The organism is Blautia sp. HCP3S3_C12, assembly GCF_052064155.1.
Taxonomy (GTDB): domain Bacteria; phylum Bacillota; class Clostridia; order Lachnospirales; family Lachnospiraceae; genus Blautia_A.
This window is the reverse complement of sequence record NZ_JBQHWC010000003.1, coordinates 23,157-43,896: the sequence shown is the minus strand read 5'-3', so window position 1 is coordinate 43,896 and position 20,740 is coordinate 23,157. Positions and strand designations below refer to the sequence as shown.

The following is a 20,740-nucleotide window of genomic DNA, read 5'->3' as shown; positions in this document are numbered from 1 at the left end:
GAAAAGCAGCAGGTATGAAAAAGATACCTGAAATATTAAGAGGAAAAAATATTATGGGAATTATCAAGGCATTCAAGCTGGGATTTGACTATCTCAAGTATGATGAAGACGGCAATGTGCAAGATACACAGCGTGCTGTCAATGATGTAAACCTGGACATTGAAGCCGGACAATTCGTGGCTGTACTGGGGCATAACGGCTCCGGAAAATCTACTCTGGCAAAGCATCTCAATGCACTTCTGATTCCAACAGAGGGTACCTTGTGGGTAGATGGAATTGACACGTCTAGGGAGCCGGAATTATGGAAAATCCGACAGAAAGCAGGGATGGTTTTTCAGAACCCTGATAACCAGATCATCGGTACAGTGGTGGAAGAGGATGTAGGTTTTGGCCCTGAAAATATGGGAGTTCCTACTGAAAAAATATGGGAACGTGTAGATGAAAGCCTGAAGAAAACAGGTATGACATCCTATCGTTACCATTCCCCTAACAAGCTTTCGGGAGGGCAGAAGCAGAGAGTTGCCATTGCAGGCGTTATGGCAATGCGTCCAAAATGCATTATCCTGGATGAACCAACAGCAATGCTGGATCCTAACGGACGAAAGGAAGTTCTGGAGGCGGTCAGTGACCTTAACAGACAGGAAGGAGTGACAGTCATTCTGATCACCCATTATATGGAAGAAGTTGTTCATGCGGACAAGGTATATGTTATGGACAATGGAGAAGTGGTGATGCAGGGAACACCCAGAGAAATTTTTTCACAGGTGGAAACCCTGAAAGAATACAGACTGGATGTGCCCCAGGTAACACTTCTGGCACATGAACTTCATAAAGCCGGAGTGGATGTTCCGGAGGGAATACTGACTACAGAGGAGCTGGTGAATGCCTTATGTCAATAGAATTAAAAAATGTAACTTATACCTACAGTCCGGGAACTGCCTATGAGATCCATGCGCTGAAAGACATCAATCTTTCTATTCCGGACGGACAGTTTATCGGAATTATCGGACATACAGGAAGTGGAAAATCTACACTGATCCAGCATTTCAATGCTCTGATCCGTCCGACTTCCGGTACCATCACTTACAATGGAGAGGATATCTGGGGAGAGAAATATGACCGGCGTACCCTGCGAAGCGAGGTAGGACTGGTATTCCAGTATCCGGAGCATCAGCTTTTCGAGAATGATGTACTTTCTGATGTCTGCTTTGGTCCCATGAATCAGGGATTATCCAGGGAAGAGGCAGAAGTAGAAGCAAAGAAAGCACTGCAGCACGTAGGCTTTAAGGAGAAAAATTTCAGTAAATCCCCTTTTGAGCTTTCCGGCGGACAGAAGAAAAGAGTTGCTATTGCCGGTGTACTGGCAATGAATCCGAAAATTCTGATCCTGGATGAGCCAACTGCAGGCCTGGATCCAAAAGGTCGGGATGACATCCTTGACCAGATCGCAGAGCTTCATAAAGTAAGAGGGATTACCATTATCCTTGTATCTCACAGTATGGAGGATATTGCAAAATACGCAGAGAGACTGATTGTAGTCAATGACGGAGAAATTGCATATGACGATGCTCCCAAAGCAGTATTTGCCCATTACAGAGAGCTGGAAGCCATGGGACTTGCGGCACCGCAGATCACTTATATCATGCATGCACTGAAGGAAAAGGGGCTGGATGTGGATGTGACTGCTACTACAGTGGATGAGGCGAAAGAGAACATCCTGGCAGTACTGAGAAAATGTAATTCCGGGAAACTAGTTCAGTCAGACAGGACTTTATCTGACAACGGACAGAAAAAAACGGAAAGAAAAACTTTGGTCAGTGAAATGGAAACAGATCTGACAGAAGATAAAAAGGGAGGGCAGGAGATATGATCCGAGATATTACAATAGGACAGTATTATCCTGCAGATTCCGTTCTGCACAAAATGGACCCCAGAGCAAAGCTGGTAGGTACGCTGGTGTTCATCCTTTCTGTCTTTGTGTTCCATACATTTCCGGGATATGCGGTAGCTACTGTATTTCTGGCAGCAATGATCATTCTTTCTAAAGTACCTTTGAAATTTATGTTCAAGGGACTGAAGGCGATCGTAATGCTCCTTATGATCACAGTGGTATTTAATATCTTCCTGACACCCGGAAAGGTTCTCTGGCAGTGGGGAATCCTGCATGTGACAGAGGAGGGCCTGAAGCTGGCTGGCAGAATGGCCATCCGCCTGACCTATCTGGTAATCGGTTCTTCTCTTATGACGCTGACTACCACACCCAATCAGCTTACAGATGGCTTGGAACGACTTCTCAGACCGTTGAATAAGCTTCATGTGCCAATCCACGAGATTGCCATGATGATGTCTATTGCGCTGCGTTTTATTCCAATCCTTCTGGAGGAAACAGATAAGATTATGAAAGCGCAGATTGCCCGTGGTGCAGACTTTGAGAATGGAAATATAATTCAGAGAGCCAAAAATATGGTACCTCTTCTGGTGCCGCTGTTTATCTCTGCTTTCCGCAGAGCCAATGATCTGGCAATGGCCATGGAAGCAAGATGCTACCATGGCGGTGACAATAGAACTCAGATGAAGCCATTGCATTATGAGTCCAGAGACTACATTTCCTATGTGGTGATGTGGACTTATCTGGGAATCGCCATTGTTTTCCGAATTGTGGGAATCTGAGAAAGTACTGATATAATTTATAAGGATATTTTATATGCTGTAATTCGGTAAAAAGGATTACAGCATATTGTTTATTTTATATATAGCAAAAGTTTTCAATTTATGGAGGAAAACAGATGAAAAGAATTGGTCTTGTAGTTGCATATGACGGAACCAACTACTGCGGCTGGCAGACACAGCCAAACGGGATTACCGTACAGGGGGTTTTAAATGATACGCTGTCAGAGCTTCTTGGTGAGAAAATAGAAACCATCGGTGCCAGCCGTACAGATGCAGGTGTTCATGCTATGGGAAACGTGGCAGTATTTGATACTGATACACGGATTCCCGGGGAAAAGATTTCCTATGCATTAAACCAACGTCTTCCGGAGGATATTCGTATTCAGCTCTCTGAAGAGGTAGAACCGGATTTCCATCCCCGTTACTGTGACAGTGAGAAAACCTATGAATACCGCATTCTGAACCGCAAATTTCCGGTTCCCACAGAGCGCTTATACACCTATTTTTATCACTATAAACTGGATGTAGATAAAATGAAAGCTGCAACCTCATATCTGATCGGACAGCATGATTTTGCATCCTTCTGTGGGGCAAAAGCGCAGGTGAAAACAACGATCCGCACAGTAACCGGAATTGATGTGTGGCGTGACGGAGATCTTGTAACCATCCGGGTAACAGGAACCGGATTTCTTTACAACATGGTCCGTATTATCTCCGGAACTCTGATCGAAGTAGGAAACGGACAGTATCCACCTGAGAGAGTAAAAACAATCCTGGAAGCCTGCAACCGGGAAATGGCAGGACCGACAGCTCCGGCCCAGGGACTGACACTGATGGGAATTGAATTTTTTGACTGAAAAATAAAAATGAGAGAGTAACGAAAAAAATTGAAAAAACGACACAAAACCTATTGACAGAACAGAACCCTTATAATATAATAACCAAATGTGACGTAGTGCGAGATGCTTAAGCCAAATAGCCCAGGCGAAAGTATTTATCAGCGGTTTCGGACATTTCCGCATTTTTAGCACCGGCGTTTCCAATAACTTATATTCGCGGGAAATTCCGCGGTTAATTAAACTATCGTTGATAAATAACAGGAGGTAAAACCATGCAGACTTATATGGCTAATCCAGATAAAATCGAAAGAAAATGGTATGTAGTTGACGCTGATGGATGTACTCTTGGCCGTCTGGCTTCTGGAGTAGCAAGCGTTTTAAGAGGAAAAAATAAACCACAGTTTACACCACATGTAGATACAGGTGATTATGTAATCATCGTAAACGCTGACAAGATCAAAGTTACAGGTAAGAAATTAGATCAGAAAATCTATTACAACCACTCCGATTATGTTGGTGGAATGAGAGAAACCACATTAAAAGAAATGTTAGCAAAGAAACCTGAAAGAGTTATCGAGCTCGCAGTTAAAGGTATGCTTCCAAAAGGACCTTTAGGAAGAAGCATGTACACAAAGCTCTTCGTATATGCAGGACCGGAACACAAACATGAAGCTCAGAAACCAGAAGCTTTAACATTTTAATTAGGAGGTAGAAAACATTGGCTAGCGCAAAATTCTACGGAACAGGAAGAAGAAAAAAATCAATCGCAAGAGTTTATCTTGTACCTGGAACTGGTAAGATCACAATCAATAAAAGAGATATCGATGAATATTTTGGATTAGATACACTGAAAGTTATCGTTCGTCAGCCTTTAACTGCAACAGAAACAGAAGGCAAATTCGACGTATTAGTTAACGTTCATGGCGGTGGATACACAGGACAGGCTGGTGCCATCAGACATGGTGTTGCAAGAGCACTTCTTCAGGCAGACAACGACTACAGACCAGTTCTGAAGGCTGCTGGATTCTTAACTCGTGACCCACGTATGAAAGAACGTAAGAAATACGGCCTCAAAGCGGCTCGTCGCGCTCCGCAGTTCAGCAAGCGATAATCGACTGCTCAGACTATATCAAAATGGTTCAAAAAGCCCGGAAAATCAAGGTTTTCCGGGCTTTTGCTATATCTAAACGGGCTGATATGGTTTGACCAAATTTGGCAAAACGAGAGCCGTTTTCACCCAATTTTTAGTGGTTAAATATAGGACAACCGGCAAAAATGGGGTCAAAAAACGGCCTTAGTGGTTAAAAAATAGGACAACCAGAGAGCAATTTCGGGGGTATTTTTGAGGGTGATTTTGGCACTCTCAGACACCGGATTTTTCTCTGGAGGGTTTGGCATAATCTGACCAAATCTGAACAATTAAATACGATTCTAATGCAGGCATTCAGTAACAAATAACTGGGTGCTTTTTTGTTTCAGAGATTCCGGCATTAGAAAGGGCCGTCACTTTATGATTTTGAAGTGGCGGCTTTTTCTATTTCCAGAAGCAACAGCGATAATTAGAAATGAGGTGAAGTCAATGAACACGCAAATCATCGCCATCGCCAACCAGAAAGGCGGCGTTGGCAAAACAACAACCTGTGCGAACTTGGGAATAGGTCTGGCACAGGCCGGAAAGAAAGTGCTTCTGATCGACGGGGACCCGCAAGGAAGCCTGACAATCAGCTTGGGAAATCCGCAACCGGACAAGCTGCCATTTACACTGTCGGATGCAATGGGCAAAATTCTGATGGATCAGCCTATACGCCCCGGAGAAGGTATTCTGCATCATGCAGAAGGCGTTGACCTGATGCCCGCCGACATTCAACTTTCCGGTATGGAAGTATCCTTGGTAAATGCTATGAGTCGTGAGACTATCTTGCGGCAATATCTGAACACACTGAAGGGGCAATACTCCCATATCCTCATCGACTGCCAGCCCTCCCTTGGTATGCTCACAGTCAATGCGCTGGCGGCTGCGAACAGGATCATCATTCCCGTTCAGGCAGAGTATCTGCCCGCTAAAGGGCTGGAACAGCTGCTCTCCACGGTAAACAAGGTAAAGAGGCAAATCAACCCCAAGCTCCAGATTGACGGTATCCTGCTGACGATGGTGGACAGCCGAACCAACTTTGCCAAAGAGATTTCCGCGCTCCTGCGGGAGACCTATGGCAGCAAGATCAAAGTATTCGGCACAGAGATCCCCCATTCTGTCCGGGCAAAGGAAATCAGTGCAGAGGGAAAAAGTATTTTCGCCCATGACCCTGGCGGCAAGGTGGCAGAGGGGTATCGAAATCTGACGAAGGAGGTGTTGAAACTTGAAAAGCAGCGCGAAAAAAATAGAGCTGGCCTCGGTAGATGATCTGTTCTCCACCGAAGAAGGTCGGCAGGATGCAAAGCTGGAAAAGATTCAGGAGATTCCGCTGTCTGAACTGCATCCCTTTAAGAACCACCCATTCAAAGTCAAGGATGACGAAGCCATGATGGAGACCGCTGACAGTATCAAGCAGTATGGCGTTCTGGTTCCGGCGATTGCTCGACCGGACCCGGAGGGCGGTTATGAGCTGGTAGCCGGACACAGACGGCACAGGGCCAGTGAGCTGGCAGAAAAGGAGACCATGCCGGTCATTGTTCGGGATTTGGATGATGATGCCGCCACGATCATTATGGTTGACAGCAACCTGCAACGAGAAAGCCTGCTTCCAAGTGAGAGGGCCTTTGCCTATAAAATGAAGTTGGAGGCTATAAAACATCAAGGAGAACGCTCAGATTTAACTTCTCGCCAAGTTGGCGAGAAGTCGCAGACATCAATTCAGCTGGTTGCAAATCAAGCAGGAGAAAGTCAAAGGCAGGTTCAGAGATTTATTCGCTTGACTGAGCTGATTCCCGAACTGCTGGACATGGTGGATGAAAAGAAAATTGCCTTAAATCCCGCCTATGAGCTGTCCTTTCTCAAAAAGGAGGAACAGGTAGACCTGTTGGACGCGATGGACAGCGAACAGGCTACCCCTTCTCTTTCTCAAGCCCAGCGGCTCAAGAAATACAGTCAGGAGGGGCATCTGACCCTCGATATGATGCGTGTCATCATGGGTGAGGAAAAGAAAAGCGATCTGGACCGAGTGACATTTACCTCTGACACCTTGCGGAAGTATTTCCCTAAAAGCTATACGCCCCAGCGGATGCAGGAAACCATCATCAAGTTGCTGGAGGCATGGCAGAAAAAGCGTCAGAGAGACCAGGAACGATGAAAGGAGCCGCCTATGAAAGATATTTCAGCAAGGGAGCTGAAAGGACATAACATTCTTGCCGTGGAACGCTTTGAGGACAGCACCCGATGGATGATTGAGTTTGTTGTTCTCCATCCGTGCAGTGCTTACGGGAGCAGAGGTGATGAAATGCGTCTGTTTCTTGCAGAGGACAGCTATCAGAACGCTCTCCAAGATCATCAGCTCCGGAAAATCAAAATCAAGCGGTATGCCCGTGTTGTTGAGGGACACATTCTCGACTTTAAGCCGGGAAAGAAATGCACAAGAAAATATAGAGAAAGTTGAACGCCACAATTCTTTGATTTAGGATTGCGGTTTTTTGTACCCAAAATTCGGAAGGAGTGAGGTCGATGGCCGTTTTTCGCATTGAACGGACCCGTGATTATACCGTGATGAGCAATCATCATTTACGAAATGCAAACCTGTCGTTAAAAGCCAAGGGACTGCTTTCCATGATGTTATCTTTGCCAGAGGACTGGAATTACACCACCCGTGGTCTTGCAAAGATCTGTAAGGAGGGCGTGGATGCCATAGGCGCTGCGTTGCGGGAATTGGAGGCTGCTGGTTACATTGTGCGGCACAAGCTGCGTGACCGGCAGGGACGCATCAGCGATATAGAGTATGTCATATACGAGCAGCCACAGCTTAGAAAACCGGATACGGATTCACCAGATACGGAAAACCCGGATATGGATAAACCGGATACGGAAAAGCCCGCAGAATTAAATATAGAGAAATCTAATACTCAAAAACAAAATATTTATGGATCAAGTACCGATTCCATTCCCTTCCGGGATTGCGCGGCAGATTGTCTGCCGGAACGGAAAGGAAGGGATGCGATGTCACTCACAGAGATAGAGAGTTATCGGGAATTGATTCAGGAGAATATCGGGTATGAATACCTGTGTCAGCAGTATGAAACTTATCGGGAGGATTTGGATGAGATTGTGGAGCTAATCGTGGAAACGGTCTGTGCAAAGCGAAAGACCACCCGTATTGCAGGAAGTGATTTTCCGCATGAAATCGTTCGTTCCAGGTTCTTGAAGCTGGATAACTCGCACATTGAGTTTGTCATGGACTGTTTACAGAAGAACACCACGGAAATTCGCAACATGAAGCAGTATCTTCTGACCGTTCTGTTCAATGCACCGACCACGATAAGCAATCATTACACCTCACAAGTAAATCACGATCTGTATGGCGGCTGGTAAATGGTCGCTTTTTTATTGCCCGGAACTGCCGGGAGAAAGGAGCAAGCATGATGTCTGAGGGAAAGACCATAGGGCAGCTGATGGAAGAAATGCGGGCAAAGGCAGGAGCGCAGAATTATCACGGTCATGGATATATGGACCTCCAGCGTTTTGCGGAGGACACCCGGCACATGATTATTTTTGATGTGCTGACGAACGATTCCCCTGTTGGCTGGAAAGGCGAACGAACCCGCCTGTTCCTGTCGGATACCGGTTATGAAAAAGCACTGGATAGTCAGGAAAAGGGACAGATTAAGATTTTGAGCCACGCAAAGGTACGTCAGGGCAATCTGCACTATGACCGTTCTGACCAGTTACGCTAAGGAGGGCGGTATGAAGCGTTATCTTCTGCGGCGGCTGGTGGTTCCGCCTTAGCAAAAAAAGAGATTCCCTGCAAACTTCGTGGAAAGGAGGCGAGAAAATGCAGGAAGAAGTGGAAAACAGAACTTTGACGCTGGTTGTCAGTGGAACAAAGTTTACCGGCAGAATGTTTAAGGCTGCCATAAGCAAGTACATGGCACATCGCAAGGAAAAGAAGCTGGAAAAACAGAGAAGCCGTGATGCGCCGGTTGTTCCGCATGGGAAACAGACTGTGAAGCAGCTTGTCGGGCAGAATCAGGGAATATCCAATATTGAGATCACAGACCCCTCTATCAAGGCGTTTGAGAAAATTGCCCGGAAATATGGTGTGGATTATGCGGTGAAAAAGGACCGCAGCAGTTCTCCGCCAAAGTACCTGATTTTTTTCAAAGGCCGTGATGCAGATGCTCTGACAGCAGCTTTTACAGAGTACACCAACAAAAAGGTCAAAAAGGCAACGAAAACAGAGCGCCCGTCCGTACTGGCAAAACTTAACCAGTTCAAAGAGATGGTTAAAAATGCTGTGGTGGATCGCACCAAGCGAAAGGAGCTGGAACGATGAAAAAGACATTGGACATCAAAAAGCTCATTTTGCTGAATATGCCGTATATCCTGCTGGGGCTGTTTGCTACCAATTTTGGAGAGGCATGGCGAATGGCACAAGGGGCGGATGCTTCAGAAAAGTTTCTTTCGCTGGTTGCGGTTCTGCCTGGGGCGCTGCAAAGTTTCTGGCCCAGCCTTCACCCGTTGGATCTGCTGGTGGGGCTGTGTTGCGGTGCTGGTCTGCGTCTGGCGGTGTACCTCAAAAGTAAAAACGCCAAGAAATATCGACATGGTTTGGAATATGGTTCGGCCCGCTGGGGAACCCGTGAGGATATTGCACCTTACGTTGATCCTGTATTTCAGAACAATGTGATTCTGACGAAAACGGAGAGCCTGACAATGAACAGCCGCCCCAAGGACCCAAAGACCGCCAGAAACAAAAATGTGCTGGTGATTGGCGGCTCCGGTTCCGGTAAGACCCGCTTCTGGCTCAAACCGAATCTGATGCAGATGCACAGTTCCTATGTGGTCACAGACCCGAAGGGAAACATTTTGGTGGAGTGCGGAAAGATGCTCCAAAGGGGCGCACCCAAACTGGGGAAAGACGGAAAGCCCATGAAGGATAAGCACGGCAAGGTCATTTATGAGCCGTACCGAATCAAGGTTCTAAATACCATCAACTTCAGGAAGTCCATGCACTATAACCCTTTCGCCTATATCCATAGCGAAAAGGACATCTTGAAGCTGGTCACAACGCTGATCGCCAATACCAAAGGCGAAGGCAAGGCCGGAGACGATTTCTGGGTAAAAGCAGAAACCTTGTTGTACTGCGCGCTTATTGGCTATATCCATTATGAGGCCCCGGTGGAGGAGCAGAACTTCTCCACCCTCATTGAGTTCATCAACGCTATGGAAGTCCGTGAGGATGACGAGGAGTTCAAAAACCCCGTAGACCTGATGTTTGACGCATTAGAAGCCGAGAAGCCAAACCACTTTGCGGTGCGCCAGTATAAGAAATATAAGCTGGCCGCCGGAAAAACAGCCAAGTCGATTTTGATTTCTTGCGGTGCGCGTCTTGCCGTATTTGATATTGCGGAGTTGCGTGAGGTCACAGCTTATGACGAGCTGGAGCTGGACACTCTGGGAGACAGGAAAACTGCCCTGTTCCTCATCATGAGTGATACGGACGATAGCTTTAACTTCCTAATCTCTATGTGCTACACCCAGCTGTTTAATCTGCTCTGCGAAAAGGCGGACGATGTGTATGGCGGCAGGCTTCCAGTCCATGTGCGCTGTCTCATTGATGAAGCCGCCAATATCGGGCAGATTCCTCGTCTGGAAAAGCTGGTGGCCACCATCCGAAGCCGTGAGATCTCCGCCTGTCTGGTGTTGCAGGCGCAGAGTCAGCTCAAGGCGATTTATAAGGACAACGCCGATACCATTATCGGAAACATGGATACTTCCATCTTCCTGGGTGGTAAAGAGCCGACTACCCTCAAAGAGCTGGCTGCCGTGCTGGGCAAGGAAACCATCGACACCTACAACACCGGAGAGAGCCGTGGCCGGGAAACTTCCCACTCTCTCAACTATCAAAAATTGGGGAAAGAGCTGATGAGCCAGGATGAGCTTGCAGTTATGGATGGCGGCAAGTGCATCCTCCAGCTGCGCGGTGTGCGTCCTTTCCTTTCGGATAAGTACGACATCACCAAGCACCCCAATTTCAAGTACACTGCCGACGCGGATGATAAGAACGCTTTTGACATTGAAGCATTCTTGTCTGCAAGGCTGAAACTCAAGCCCAATGAGGTCTGCGATGTATATGAAGTAGACACGGAGGGCGTGTAATACGGTTCCGCTGAGAAAGGAGTGATCGTATCTATTTGCCGCAACTGCCTCTGTTGAGGCCATTGGCGTACAAAGCGGACAATCGCAAGAAAAATAATGAAAAAGGAGGACAGCCGGAATCATGCCCCCGGAAACCGGGCGGCAGATTGTTCCGGCTTTTGTATGCCTATGAAACATGACAAACCTAATTTTTAATCAGATTCCGGCTAACAAACTATATGGCATTTTTTGAACAGGCAATCACCGTTCTTCAGACCCTCGTTATCGCGCTCGGTGCCGGTCTCGGTATCTGGGGCGTTATCAACCTGCTCGAAGGTTACGGCAACGACAACCCTGGTGCAAAATCACAGGGCATGAAGCAGCTCATGGCCGGTGCTGGTGTAGCCGTAGTCGGCATGGTCCTTGTACCTCTGCTCTCCGGGCTGTTCTCTGTCTAAGCGTCCCTGCATGAAATCCTTGCCGCTCCCGCAGTTTTGCGGGGGCGGCGGAAAGGAGGTTGACACCGTATGGATTTCTTACTTGAAGCCCTGACAAATTGGCTGAAAGAAATGCTGGTGGGCGGTATTATGAGCAACCTTTCGGGGATGTTTGACAGCGTAAACCAACAGGTCGCAGATATATCCGTACAGGTAGGCCAGACACCACAGGGATGGAATGGCAGTATTTTCAGCATGATTGAGAATCTGTCCAACTCCATCATGGTGCCGATTGCAGGCGTGATCCTGGCTATTGTGATGACCGTAGACCTGATCCAGATGATCGCAGACAAAAACAACCTGCATGATGTGGATACCTGGATGATTTTCAAGTGGGTGTTCAAATCAGCCGCCGCCATCCTCATTGTCACAAACACATGGAATATCGTGATGGGCGTCTTTGATATGGCGCAGAGCGTGGTGGCACAGGCGGCAGGGATCATCGGTTCGGATGCGTCTATTGACATTTCCTCAGTTATGACCGATCTGGAACCGAGGCTGATGGAAATGGATCTGGGACCGCTGTTCGGGCTGTGGTTCCAATCCCTCTTTATCGGCATTACCATGTGGGCGCTGTATATCTGTATCTTTATCGTCATTTATGGCCGTATGATCGAGATTTATCTTGTGACTTCGGTGGCTCCCGTTCCAATGGCTGCAATGATGGGTAAAGAATGGGGCGGTATGGGACAGAATTACCTCCGATCCCTGCTGGCGCTGGGCTTTCAGGCGTTTCTCATTATCGTCTGCGTGGCAATTTATGCTGTGCTGGTGCAGAACATCGCTCTGGAAGATGACATCATCATGGCAATCTGGAGCTGCGTGGGCTACACCGTACTGCTGTGCTTTACACTATTCAAAACCGGCAGCCTCGCAAAATCAGTCTTTCAGGCGCATTAAAACGGAAGGAGGTTTCCACATTGGCTTATGTACCCGTACCCAAGGACTTAACAAAAGTCAAAACAAAGGTCATGTTCAATCTGACCAAGCGGCAGCTTATCTGCTTCACGGGCGGAGCGCTTATTGGCGTACCGCTTTTCTTTTTGCTCAGAAAACCTACCGGGAACAGCGTAGCGGCTATGTGTATGATGCTGGTTATGCTGCCCTTCTTTATGCTGGCTATGTACGAAAAGCATGGACAGCCCCTGGAAAAGATTGTGGGCAACATTCTCAAAGTAGCTGTGATCCGTCCCAAGCAGCGTCCCTACCAGACCAATAACTTTTATGCCGTATTAAAGCGGCAGGAAATGCTCGATAAGGAGGTGTATGACATTGTTCACCGCAATAAAAAAATGGCTGCATCGTATGTTCGGGAAAACCGAGGAAAAAACTGTGCAGCCGGTAAAGACAAAGAAAAAGCTGTCCCGCGCCGATAAGAAGCAGATCGACGCGGCCATTGTCCGCGCCAACCGCACGGACAAAAAAGGAAAATCTGCGCAGGACAGTATCCCTTATGAACGGATGTGGCCGGACGGAATCTGCCGCATATCGGACAGCCACTACACAAAGACCATTCAGTTTCAGGACATCAACTATCAGCTCTCCCAAAACGAAGATAAGACGGCAATCTTTGAGGGTTGGTGTGATTTCCTCAATTATTTTGACAGCTCGATTCATTTCCAGCTGTCTTTTTTGAACCTTGCGGCATCGGAGGAGACCTTTGCTAACTCCATTTCCATCCCGCCCCAGAGGGACGCCTTTGACAGTATCCGCGAGGAATACACCACAATGCTGCAAAATCAGCTGGCCAGAGGTAACAACGGTCTCATCAAGACCAAATACCTGACCTTTGGTATCGACGCGGACAGCATCAAAGCCGCCAAGCCCCGTCTGGAGCGTATTGAGACCGATATACTTAATAACTTCAAGCGTCTTGGTGTGGCTGCCAGAACGCTGGACGGTAAAGAAAGGCTTTTTCAGCTTCATGCGGTATTCCACATGGATGAACAACTCCCGTTTCAGTTTGAATGGGACTGGCTGGCTCCTTCCGGTCTGTCCACAAAGGATTTTATTGCACCAAGCTCCTTTGAGTTCCGCACCGGCAAGCAGTTCCGTATGGGTAAGAAATACGGAGCTATTTCTTTTTTGCAGATCCTCGCACCGGAACTGAATGACCGTTTGCTGGCTGATTTTCTGGATATGGAAAGTTCGCTCATTGTGAGTATGCACATTCAGTCGGTGGATCAGGTGAAAGCCATCAAAACGGTAAAGCGGAAGATTACCGACCTGGACCGCAGCAAGATCGAGGAACAGAAAAAAGCAGTCCGTGCCGGATACGACATGGACATCATTCCATCTGACCTTGCTACCTACGGCAGTGAAGCGAAAAAACTCTTGCAGGATTTGCAGAGCCGCAACGAGAGAATGTTCCTTTTGACCTTTCTGGTGCTGAACACAGCGGACAATCCCCGTCAGCTTGGCAACAACATCTTTCAGGCAGGCTCTATTGCCCAGAAGTATAACTGTCAGCTGACCAGGCTGGACTTCCAGCAGGAAGAAGGGCTGATGAGCTGTCTGCCTCTGGGTCTCAATCAGATTGAAATTCAGCGAGGACTGACCACCAGTTCCACAGCTATCTTTGTGCCCTTTACTACGCAGGAACTGTTCCAGAACGGGAAAGAAGCCCTATACTACGGCATCAATGCTCTGTCAAACAACCTCATTATGGTGGACAGAAAGCTGCTGAAAAACCCCAACGGCCTGATTCTGGGTACGCCGGGTTCCGGTAAGTCCTTCAGCGCAAAACGAGAAATTGCCAACTGCTTTTTGCTTACCAATGATGATGTCATCATCTGTGACCCGGAAGCGGAGTACGCACCTCTTGTTGAGCGTCTGCATGGTCAGGTCATCAAGATCTCGCCCACCTCTACCAACTACATCAATCCGATGGACTTGAACCTGGACTACTCGGATGATGAAAGCCCGCTGTCACTCAAGTCTGACTTTATCCTCAGTTTGTGTGAGCTGATCGTGGGCGGTAAGGAGGGCTTGCAGCCGGTGCAGAAAACCATTATTGACCGTTGTGTACGGCTGGTTTACAACGAATATCTCAATGACCCAAAGCCAGAGAATATGCCGATTTTGGAGGACCTTTATAACCTGTTGCGGGAGCAGGAAGAAAAAGAAGCTCAGTACATTGCAACGGCATTGGAAATCTATGTAACGGGTTCGTTGAATGTGTTCAATCATCAGAGCAATGTGGACATTGATAACCGGATTGTCTGCTACGACATCAAGGAACTGGGCAAGCAGCTTAAAAAAATCGGTATGCTGGTAGTTCAGGATCAGGTGTGGAACCGTGTCACCATCAACCGTGCCGCTCACAAGTCTACCCGCTACTACATCGACGAGATGCACTTGCTTTTGAAGGAGGAACAGACCGCTGCTTATACGGTAGAAATTTGGAAGCGATTCAGAAAATGGGGCGGCATCCCCACCGGAATCACGCAGAACGTCAAAGATCTACTTTCCAGCCGCGAGGTGGAAAATATCTTTGAAAATTCCGACTTCGTGTATATGCTCAACCAGGCAGGCGGAGACCGTCAGATCCTCGCCAAGCAGCTGGGTATTTCCACACACCAATTATCTTATGTGACCCACTCCGGTGAGGGCGAGGGCCTGCTGTTTTATGGCTCTACAATCCTGCCTTTCGTGGATCACTTCCCGAAGAATACCGAGCTTTACCGCATTATGACCACCAAACCTCAAGAATTGAAAAAGGAGGATGAATGATGATGAACCCCAACATTTTGAATAAAAACCCGTTGATGTTTTTTGACAGGGCGGTAAATGCCCAGCGCAGCCAGCTGCTTACGGTCATGGCTGAAGCAGTCAGCGAGTGCCGCACAGCGGCAGACCAGGCAGCCGAACTGAATGAGACCGGTCAGGTGGGGCTGCTCCGTTTGGCAGAGGTGTGGAGCACCATCCGTGCCAAAGAAGGTATGGGGGGTCTGGTTCTGGAAGGAACCGAAGCGAAGATCCTGTCCGATGTGGTGGCACAGTTTTATGCCTACCTGTCCGGCTGTATGTTCAACGATCCGGTGGGAATGGCCATTTATGCAGAGCTGCACTACATGATGTCCTCCCTCATGCTGGGAGAATGGTTTGAATAAGGAACCGCGCCTGCGCTTTACTGATGAGGAACGGTCTGACCCTGCACTGGAAAAGCCGATCCGTAAAGCGGAGAAAGCTGCGGCCAGAGCAGATAAGGCGCAGGCCAATATCCCAAAGAAAAAGGTCAGGCAGACGGTCATTGACCCGGATACCGGAAAAAAGACCTCGAAGCTGACCTTTGAGGACAAGAAAAAGCCACCTTCCAAAGTTTCTCAAGGAGTCAGGGAAGCTCCCGCCCATCTGGTCGTGGGCAAGCTCCACAAAGAGATACGGGAAACAGAGCAGGACAATGTGGGCGTGGAAAGCGCCCACAAGTCCGAGGAGGCGGTGGAGACCGGCGCTTATCTGGTGCGGGAGGGCTATCGCAGCCACAAGCTGAAGCCGTACCGCAAAGCAGCACAGGCAGAGCGCCAACTGGAAAAGGCAAATGTAAATGTTCTGTACCAGAAATCTTTGCAGGAAAATCCCCAGTTTGCCAGCAATCCGCTTTCCCGCTGGCAGCAAAAGCAGGCCATCAAAAGGCAGTATGCCGCCGCCAAACACGCCGGTCAGACTGCCGGAAATACCGCCCAGGCTGCGTCCAAAACCGGAAAAGCCGCAAGGACGGTGAAAGAAAAGGCACAGCAGGCAGGGGCGTTCGTCGTGCGCCACAAGAAGGGTTTCCTGATGGCAGGGGTTTTGTTCCTCATTACCTGTATGCTGATGAATACCATGTCCTCCTGCTCCATGATGGCGCAGAGCATCGGTTCCGTTCTCTCCGGTACCACTTATCCGTCGGATGACCCGGAAATGCTGGCAGTGGAGGCAGATTATGCAGCCAGAGAAGTCCAGTTGCAGGAGGAAATCGACAACATTGAAAGCAGCCACCCAGGGTATGACGAGTATCGCTATGACCTTGGTATGATCGGCCATGACCCTCATGAGCTGGCAGCATTTCTGTCTGCCGTCTTGCAAGGTTACACCCAGCAGAGCGCTCAGGCAGAGCTGGCGCGTGTGTTTGCAGCACAGTATCAGCTGACGCTTACTGAGGAAGTGGAGATTCGCTACCGCACGGAGACCTCCACCGACCCGGAGACCGGCGAGACCACCTCAGAAGAAGTCCCCTATGAGTATTACATTTTGAATGTGAAACTCACCAGCAAGCCCATTTCCGCTGTGGCGTCGGAGTTACTGACCCCGGAGCAGATGGAAATGTATCAGGTTTACCGGCAGACCATGGGCAATAAGCCGCTGTTGTTTGGCGGTGGTTCCCCTGATACCAGCGGCTCGGAAGATCTGTCCGGTGTGCAGTTCATTAACGGTACCCGCCCCGGCAATCCTCAGCTGGTGGAACTGGCCAAGCGTCAGGTGGGCAATGTGGGCGGCTATCCTTATTGGAGCTGGTATGGCTTTGACAGCCGCGTGGAGTGGTGCGCCTGCTTTGTATCCTGGTGTTATAACCAGGCTGGAAAAAGTGAACCGCGCTTTGCAGGCTGTGAGTGGCAGGGCGTTCCGTGGTTCCAGTCTCATGGACAATGGGGTGCAAGAGGCTATAACAATCTGGCTCCCGGAGATGCAATTTTCTTTGATTGGGATTTGGATGGGACAGCAGACCATGTGGGTATCGTGATCGGTACGGATGGCAGCCGTGTTTATACGGTGGAGGGAAATTCCGGCGATGCCTGCAAGATCAAAAGTTATGACCTGAATTATCAAAGTATTAAGGGCTACGGCCTGATGAACTGGTAACAGACTTTGTGGAAAGGAGTGAACGGTTATGGCAAAAAACAAAATTGAACGTATCGACCAGGAAATTGAGAAAACCCGTGAGAAGATTGCGGAATATCAGGAAAAGCTCAAGACCCTGGAAGCACAGAAAACGGAGGCAGAGAATCTGGAAATCGTTCAGATGGTTCGTGCGTTACGCATGACTCCAGCACAGCTGAACGCTATGCTTTCCGGTGGAATGAACCACGGCAGAGATACAGCACTGTCGGAATCAAATAATCAGGAGGTTACCGCTTATGAAGAATAAAAGAATTTGCAAAACACTTTCCACCCTTTGCCTGACAATGGTTGTGGTATTTGGCTTTACGATCCCTGCTTTCGCACAGGGGTCAGAACAGGCTCCGGCGGCACCGGCAGAGGATTCTACCAATGACAGCAATGTGATTGTGGAAGAAACAGAACCGGCACCGGCACTTACACCAGATGGCAATGCCGCTCTGGTGGATGATTTTGGTGGCAATAAGCAGCTCATTACCGTTACCACCAAGGCTGGCAACTATTTTTACATTTTGATCGACAGGGCTAATGAGGATAAAAAGACTGCTGTTCACTTTCTGAATCAGGTGGATGAAGCGGATTTGATGGCATTGATGGAAGATGAAAATGTCAAAGAGGAGCCGGCTGCTGTGTGTAGCTGCACGACAAAATGTGAAGCAGGGGCAGTCAATACGGCCTGCCCGGTCTGCGCAACTGATAAGAGTAAATGTACGGGCAAAGCACCGGAACCTCCGGCAGAAACATCGGAGCCGGAAAAAGAGAAGCCTGCCGGATTGAACCCGGCTGCGCTGGCCCTTTTGCTGGCTCTGCTTGGTGGCGGTGGCGTATTTGCCTACTCGAAGCTCGTTAAGAATAAGCCTAAGACCAAGGGCAATGACAGTCTGGACGATTATGATTATGGCGAGGAAGATTCCGAGGAATGGGAAACCGAGGATGAGGAGTCGGACGAACCGAATGCTGACGGGGGCAGCACAGAAGAAGATGATGAGGACAGTGTGAAATGACCCGTTTCACAGACAGCCCCTACGAACGCATGATGACACGCAGGCCGGAGGGCGGGAAGGAAACTTCCCGTCCTCCTTCTTTACCCCACAGCCACCCCTGCTATGGTTGCGGGAATTATGGAAGACCATGCGTAGGTATCTGTCACCGGGAAATGTCCCGATGGCTCAAAGAGAGGAGGAACCATCATGGCTCAACATAAATTGGTAATTGCCGAAAAACCATCAGTTGCCCAGAGTTTGGCGGCGGTGATCGGCGCAACCGTCCGTAAAGACGGGTATCTGGAGGGCAACGGCTGGCGTGTCAGCTGGTGCGTGGGCCACCTGGCCGGTCTTGCGGATGCAGACAGCTATGACCCAAAGTATGCCAAGTGGCGATATGATGATCTGCCTATCCTGCCGGAACATTGGCAGATGGTGGTAGGAAAAGATAAGAAAAAGCAGTTTGATATTCTCAAAAAGCTGATGAATGCCCCGGATGTGACGGAAGTGGTAAATGCCTGTGATGCCGGACGCGAGGGCGAGATGATCTTCCGTAGCGTCTATGAGCTGGCAGGTTGCAAGAAGCCGATGAAAAGGCTCTGGATTTCTTCGATGGAAGACTCCGCCATAAGGGAAGGCTTTGCAAACCTGCGCCCCGGTGCGGACTATGACGGACTTCGGGATGCTGCCCTCTGCCGTGCCAAGGCCGACTGGCTGGTGGGGATCAATGCGACAAGGCTTTTTTCCGTGCTGTATCACCGAACCCTCAACATCGGGCGCGTGATGTCCCCGACGCTGGCGCTTATTGTTCAGCGAGAAGCTGAGATCGACACCTTTAAGCCGATTCCCTTTTATACCGTGGCGCTGGAGCTGCCCGGTCTTACCGTATCCGGGGAGCGCATGGCGGATAAGGCTGCTGCTGAGCAGCTGAAAGAAGCCTGTCAGGGTGTAAATGTCACAATCAAAAAGGTGGAATGCAAGGAAAAGTCCGAAAAGCCGCCTGCCCTCTATGACCTGACTACTCTGCAAAGAGATGCCAACCGCCTGCTTGGATTTACAGCCCAGCAGACCCTGGACTATCTGCAAAGCCTGTATGAAAAGAAGCTCTGCACCTATCCCCGTACTGACAGCCGCTATCTGACTGGCGATATGGCAGACAGCCTGCCGGTGCTGGTGAATCTGGTTGCCAATGCTATGCCGTTTCGCAAAGGAATCGCCATTACCTGTGATCCGCAGACGGTAATCAACGATAAGAAAGTAACCGACCACCACGCAGTAATCCCTACCAGAAATCTCAAGGACGCAGACCTTTCTGCCCTTCCTGTGGGAGAAAAAGCGGTGCTGGAGCTGGTGGCTCTGCGTCTGATGTGCGCCGTAGCCCAGCCCCATATCTATTCGGAAACCGTTGTGATTGCAGCGTGTGCCGGTGGGGAGTTTACCACAAAAGGGAAAACAGTGAAGCACCTCGGATGGAAAGCACTGGAGGACGCTTATCGTGCCAAAATGAAGGATGCAGAGCCGAAAAAAGAGGGCGTAGAGAAAGCCTTGCCGGAGCTGACCGAAGGACAGACACTTTCGGTTTCTGCGGCAATCGTCAAAGAAGGCAAAAGCAGTCCGCCTCAGCACTTTACGGAGGACACCCTATTGTCCGCAATGGAGACTGCCGGGAAAGATGATATGCCAGAGGATGCTGAGAGAAAAGGTCTGGGGACACCGGCCACCCGTGCCGGTATTTTGGAAAAGCTGGTATCTGCCGGTTTTCTGGAGCGAAAAAAGAACAGAAAAACGGTGCAGCTTCTTCCTTCCCACGATGCAGTATCCCTTATCACGGTGCTGCCGGAACAACTGCAATCGCCGCTTCTGACTGCCGAGTGGGAGTATCGCCTGGGCGAGATCGAGCGCGGGCAGCTTGCCCCAGAGGAGTTTCTGGACGGGATTAGCACCATGCTGAAAGATCTGGTGGGGACTTATCAGGTCATCAAGGGAACTGAGTACCTGTTCACTCCGCCCCGTGAGGTGGTGGGCAAATGCCCTCGCTGCGGCGGTGAAGTTGCAGAACTGCAAAAAGGCTTCTTCTGTCAGAATGATTCTTGCAAATTTGCAATCTGGAAAAACAACAAATGGTGGGCTACCAAGAAAAAACAGCCGACCAAAGCTGTGGTGTCTGCGCTGCTGAACGATGGCTGTGTCCGTGTGACGGGGCTATATTCGGAGAAAACCGGCAAGACCTACGATGCCACTGTGGTTTTGGAGGACGATGGACAGTATGCCAACTTCAAGCTGGAATTTGACCAGCGGAAAGGAGGCAGCCGATGAAGCTCTCTTTAGTGGAACGGGAAACCATTCTCCTCTATAACCAGGCAGAACCAATGGCTGAGGTCTATACCCACGATCCTCGTCTGATGGAGAAGCTGGAACTGCTGGCAAAAAAGCATCCCGACCAGATCACCCGAAAGGACGCCCATAACTTTACCGTCCCCAAGCGGTGTGTATCAGTCCGGGAGCCATACAGCACCGAGCGTCGCAAAGCTGCCAGTGAGCGTGCGAAAGCCGCCGGATACCAGCCCCCTGTGAAAAAGTCCGGCAGTTAAA

The 20,740-nt window shown here is 49.1% G+C and carries 24 protein-coding genes; all 24 read left to right on the top strand.

Features of this window, described 5'->3' with window-relative positions; translation table 11 throughout:
• Nucleotides 1-53: 53 nt before the first annotated feature.
• Nucleotides 54-899 (top strand): energy-coupling factor transporter ATPase, encoded by an 846-nt coding sequence (locus tag ACTNDS_RS04275; RefSeq protein WP_441033909.1) that lies wholly within the window; start codon nt 54-56, stop codon nt 897-899.
• Entirely contained in the window at nt 890-1,870 is a 981-nt protein-coding gene (locus tag ACTNDS_RS04270) for an energy-coupling factor transporter ATPase (RefSeq protein WP_303242076.1), read from the top strand. Before ACTNDS_RS04275 ends, ACTNDS_RS04270 begins: the two co-directional genes overlap by 10 nt.
• A complete protein-coding gene (locus ACTNDS_RS04265) occupies nt 1,867-2,670 on the top strand; it encodes an energy-coupling factor transporter transmembrane component T family protein (protein ID WP_441033906.1) in 804 nt (267 codons plus the stop codon). The genes ACTNDS_RS04270 and ACTNDS_RS04265 overlap by 4 nt, the downstream gene beginning before the upstream one ends.
• Nucleotides 2,671-2,786: 116 nt before the next feature.
• Nucleotides 2,787-3,527, top strand: a complete 741-nt coding sequence (truA, locus tag ACTNDS_RS04260; RefSeq protein ID WP_173742738.1) for a tRNA pseudouridine(38-40) synthase TruA — start codon at nt 2,787-2,789, stop codon at nt 3,525-3,527.
• 254 nt (nt 3,528-3,781) lie between these two features.
• The gene (gene rplM, locus ACTNDS_RS04255; protein WP_173742737.1) at nt 3,782-4,210 is read left to right on the top strand and encodes a 50S ribosomal protein L13; all 429 of its coding nucleotides are present in this window, start codon (nt 3,782-3,784) and stop codon (nt 4,208-4,210) included.
• 17 nt (nt 4,211-4,227) lie between these two features.
• Nucleotides 4,228-4,620: a 30S ribosomal protein S9 gene (gene rpsI / locus ACTNDS_RS04250; RefSeq protein ID WP_117677245.1), complete on the top strand. Its 393-nt coding sequence runs from the start codon at nt 4,228-4,230 to the stop codon at nt 4,618-4,620.
• Nucleotides 4,621-5,088: 468 nt separating this feature from the next.
• Complete coding sequence (locus tag ACTNDS_RS04245; protein ID WP_441033903.1) at nt 5,089-5,910, top strand: ParA family protein; 822 nt, start codon at nt 5,089-5,091, stop codon at nt 5,908-5,910.
• On the top strand, nt 5,867-6,796 hold the full coding sequence (locus ACTNDS_RS04240) for a ParB/RepB/Spo0J family partition protein (protein ID WP_004798093.1): 930 nt from the start codon (nt 5,867-5,869) through the stop codon (nt 6,794-6,796). The genes ACTNDS_RS04245 and ACTNDS_RS04240 overlap by 44 nt, the downstream gene beginning before the upstream one ends.
• 12 nt (nt 6,797-6,808) lie before the next feature.
• A complete protein-coding gene (locus ACTNDS_RS04235) occupies nt 6,809-7,099 on the top strand; it encodes a DUF5720 family protein (protein WP_004798092.1) in 291 nt (96 codons plus the stop codon).
• Between the two features lie 65 nt (nt 7,100-7,164).
• A complete protein-coding gene (locus ACTNDS_RS04230; protein WP_441033901.1) occupies nt 7,165-8,025 on the top strand; it encodes a DUF6017 domain-containing protein in 861 nt (286 codons plus the stop codon).
• Nucleotides 8,026-8,075: 50 nt separating this feature from the next.
• Nucleotides 8,076-8,387, top strand: coding sequence for a DUF5720 family protein (locus ACTNDS_RS04225; RefSeq protein ID WP_008728385.1), 312 nt, complete (start codon nt 8,076-8,078; stop codon nt 8,385-8,387).
• Nucleotides 8,388-8,485: 98 nt separating this feature from the next.
• Nucleotides 8,486-8,986, top strand: a complete 501-nt coding sequence (locus tag ACTNDS_RS04220) for a PcfB family protein (RefSeq protein WP_004798089.1) — start codon at nt 8,486-8,488, stop codon at nt 8,984-8,986.
• Complete coding sequence (locus ACTNDS_RS04215; RefSeq protein ID WP_441033898.1) at nt 8,983-10,812, top strand: VirD4-like conjugal transfer protein, CD1115 family; 1,830 nt, start codon at nt 8,983-8,985, stop codon at nt 10,810-10,812. Before ACTNDS_RS04220 ends, ACTNDS_RS04215 begins: the two co-directional genes overlap by 4 nt.
• A 218-nt stretch (nt 10,813-11,030) precedes the next feature.
• Nucleotides 11,031-11,249 (top strand): Maff2 family mobile element protein, encoded by a 219-nt coding sequence (locus ACTNDS_RS04210; RefSeq protein WP_003525154.1) that lies wholly within the window; start codon nt 11,031-11,033, stop codon nt 11,247-11,249.
• A gap of 69 nt (nt 11,250-11,318) precedes the next feature.
• Nucleotides 11,319-12,188 (top strand): VirB6/TrbL-like conjugal transfer protein, CD1112 family, encoded by an 870-nt coding sequence (locus ACTNDS_RS04205; RefSeq protein WP_002592890.1) that lies wholly within the window; start codon nt 11,319-11,321, stop codon nt 12,186-12,188.
• Between the two features lie 20 nt (nt 12,189-12,208).
• Complete coding sequence (locus tag ACTNDS_RS04200; protein ID WP_441033894.1) at nt 12,209-12,664, top strand: PrgI family protein; 456 nt, start codon at nt 12,209-12,211, stop codon at nt 12,662-12,664.
• A complete protein-coding gene (locus tag ACTNDS_RS04195) occupies nt 12,621-15,020 on the top strand; it encodes a VirB4-like conjugal transfer ATPase, CD1110 family (RefSeq protein ID WP_441034248.1) in 2,400 nt (799 codons plus the stop codon). The genes ACTNDS_RS04200 and ACTNDS_RS04195 overlap by 44 nt, the downstream gene beginning before the upstream one ends.
• Entirely contained in the window at nt 15,020-15,400 is a 381-nt protein-coding gene (locus ACTNDS_RS04190; RefSeq protein ID WP_438267287.1) for a DUF3851 domain-containing protein, read from the top strand. Before ACTNDS_RS04195 ends, ACTNDS_RS04190 begins: the two co-directional genes overlap by 1 nt.
• Nucleotides 15,393-17,129 (top strand): CHAP domain-containing protein, encoded by a 1,737-nt coding sequence (locus ACTNDS_RS04185; protein WP_441033892.1) that lies wholly within the window; start codon nt 15,393-15,395, stop codon nt 17,127-17,129. Before ACTNDS_RS04190 ends, ACTNDS_RS04185 begins: the two co-directional genes overlap by 8 nt.
• 28 nt (nt 17,130-17,157) lie before the next feature.
• Nucleotides 17,158-17,415 carry a DUF4315 family protein gene (locus tag ACTNDS_RS04180; RefSeq protein ID WP_009003366.1) on the top strand — a complete coding sequence of 86 codons (258 nt, stop codon included), beginning with the start codon at nt 17,158-17,160 and terminating at the stop codon, nt 17,413-17,415.
• Complete coding sequence (locus tag ACTNDS_RS04175) at nt 17,405-18,169, top strand: DUF4366 domain-containing protein (RefSeq protein ID WP_441033890.1); 765 nt, start codon at nt 17,405-17,407, stop codon at nt 18,167-18,169. Before ACTNDS_RS04180 ends, ACTNDS_RS04175 begins: the two co-directional genes overlap by 11 nt.
• Nucleotides 18,166-18,369 (top strand): hypothetical protein, encoded by a 204-nt coding sequence (locus ACTNDS_RS04170; RefSeq protein WP_009003368.1) that lies wholly within the window; start codon nt 18,166-18,168, stop codon nt 18,367-18,369. Before ACTNDS_RS04175 ends, ACTNDS_RS04170 begins: the two co-directional genes overlap by 4 nt.
• The gene (locus ACTNDS_RS04165) at nt 18,356-20,464 is read left to right on the top strand and encodes a DNA topoisomerase 3 (protein ID WP_441033887.1); all 2,109 of its coding nucleotides are present in this window, start codon (nt 18,356-18,358) and stop codon (nt 20,462-20,464) included. Before ACTNDS_RS04170 ends, ACTNDS_RS04165 begins: the two co-directional genes overlap by 14 nt.
• Complete coding sequence (locus ACTNDS_RS04160; protein ID WP_009322006.1) at nt 20,461-20,739, top strand: hypothetical protein; 279 nt, start codon at nt 20,461-20,463, stop codon at nt 20,737-20,739. The genes ACTNDS_RS04165 and ACTNDS_RS04160 overlap by 4 nt, the downstream gene beginning before the upstream one ends.
• The last annotated feature ends 1 nt before the right edge of the window (nt 20,740 follow it).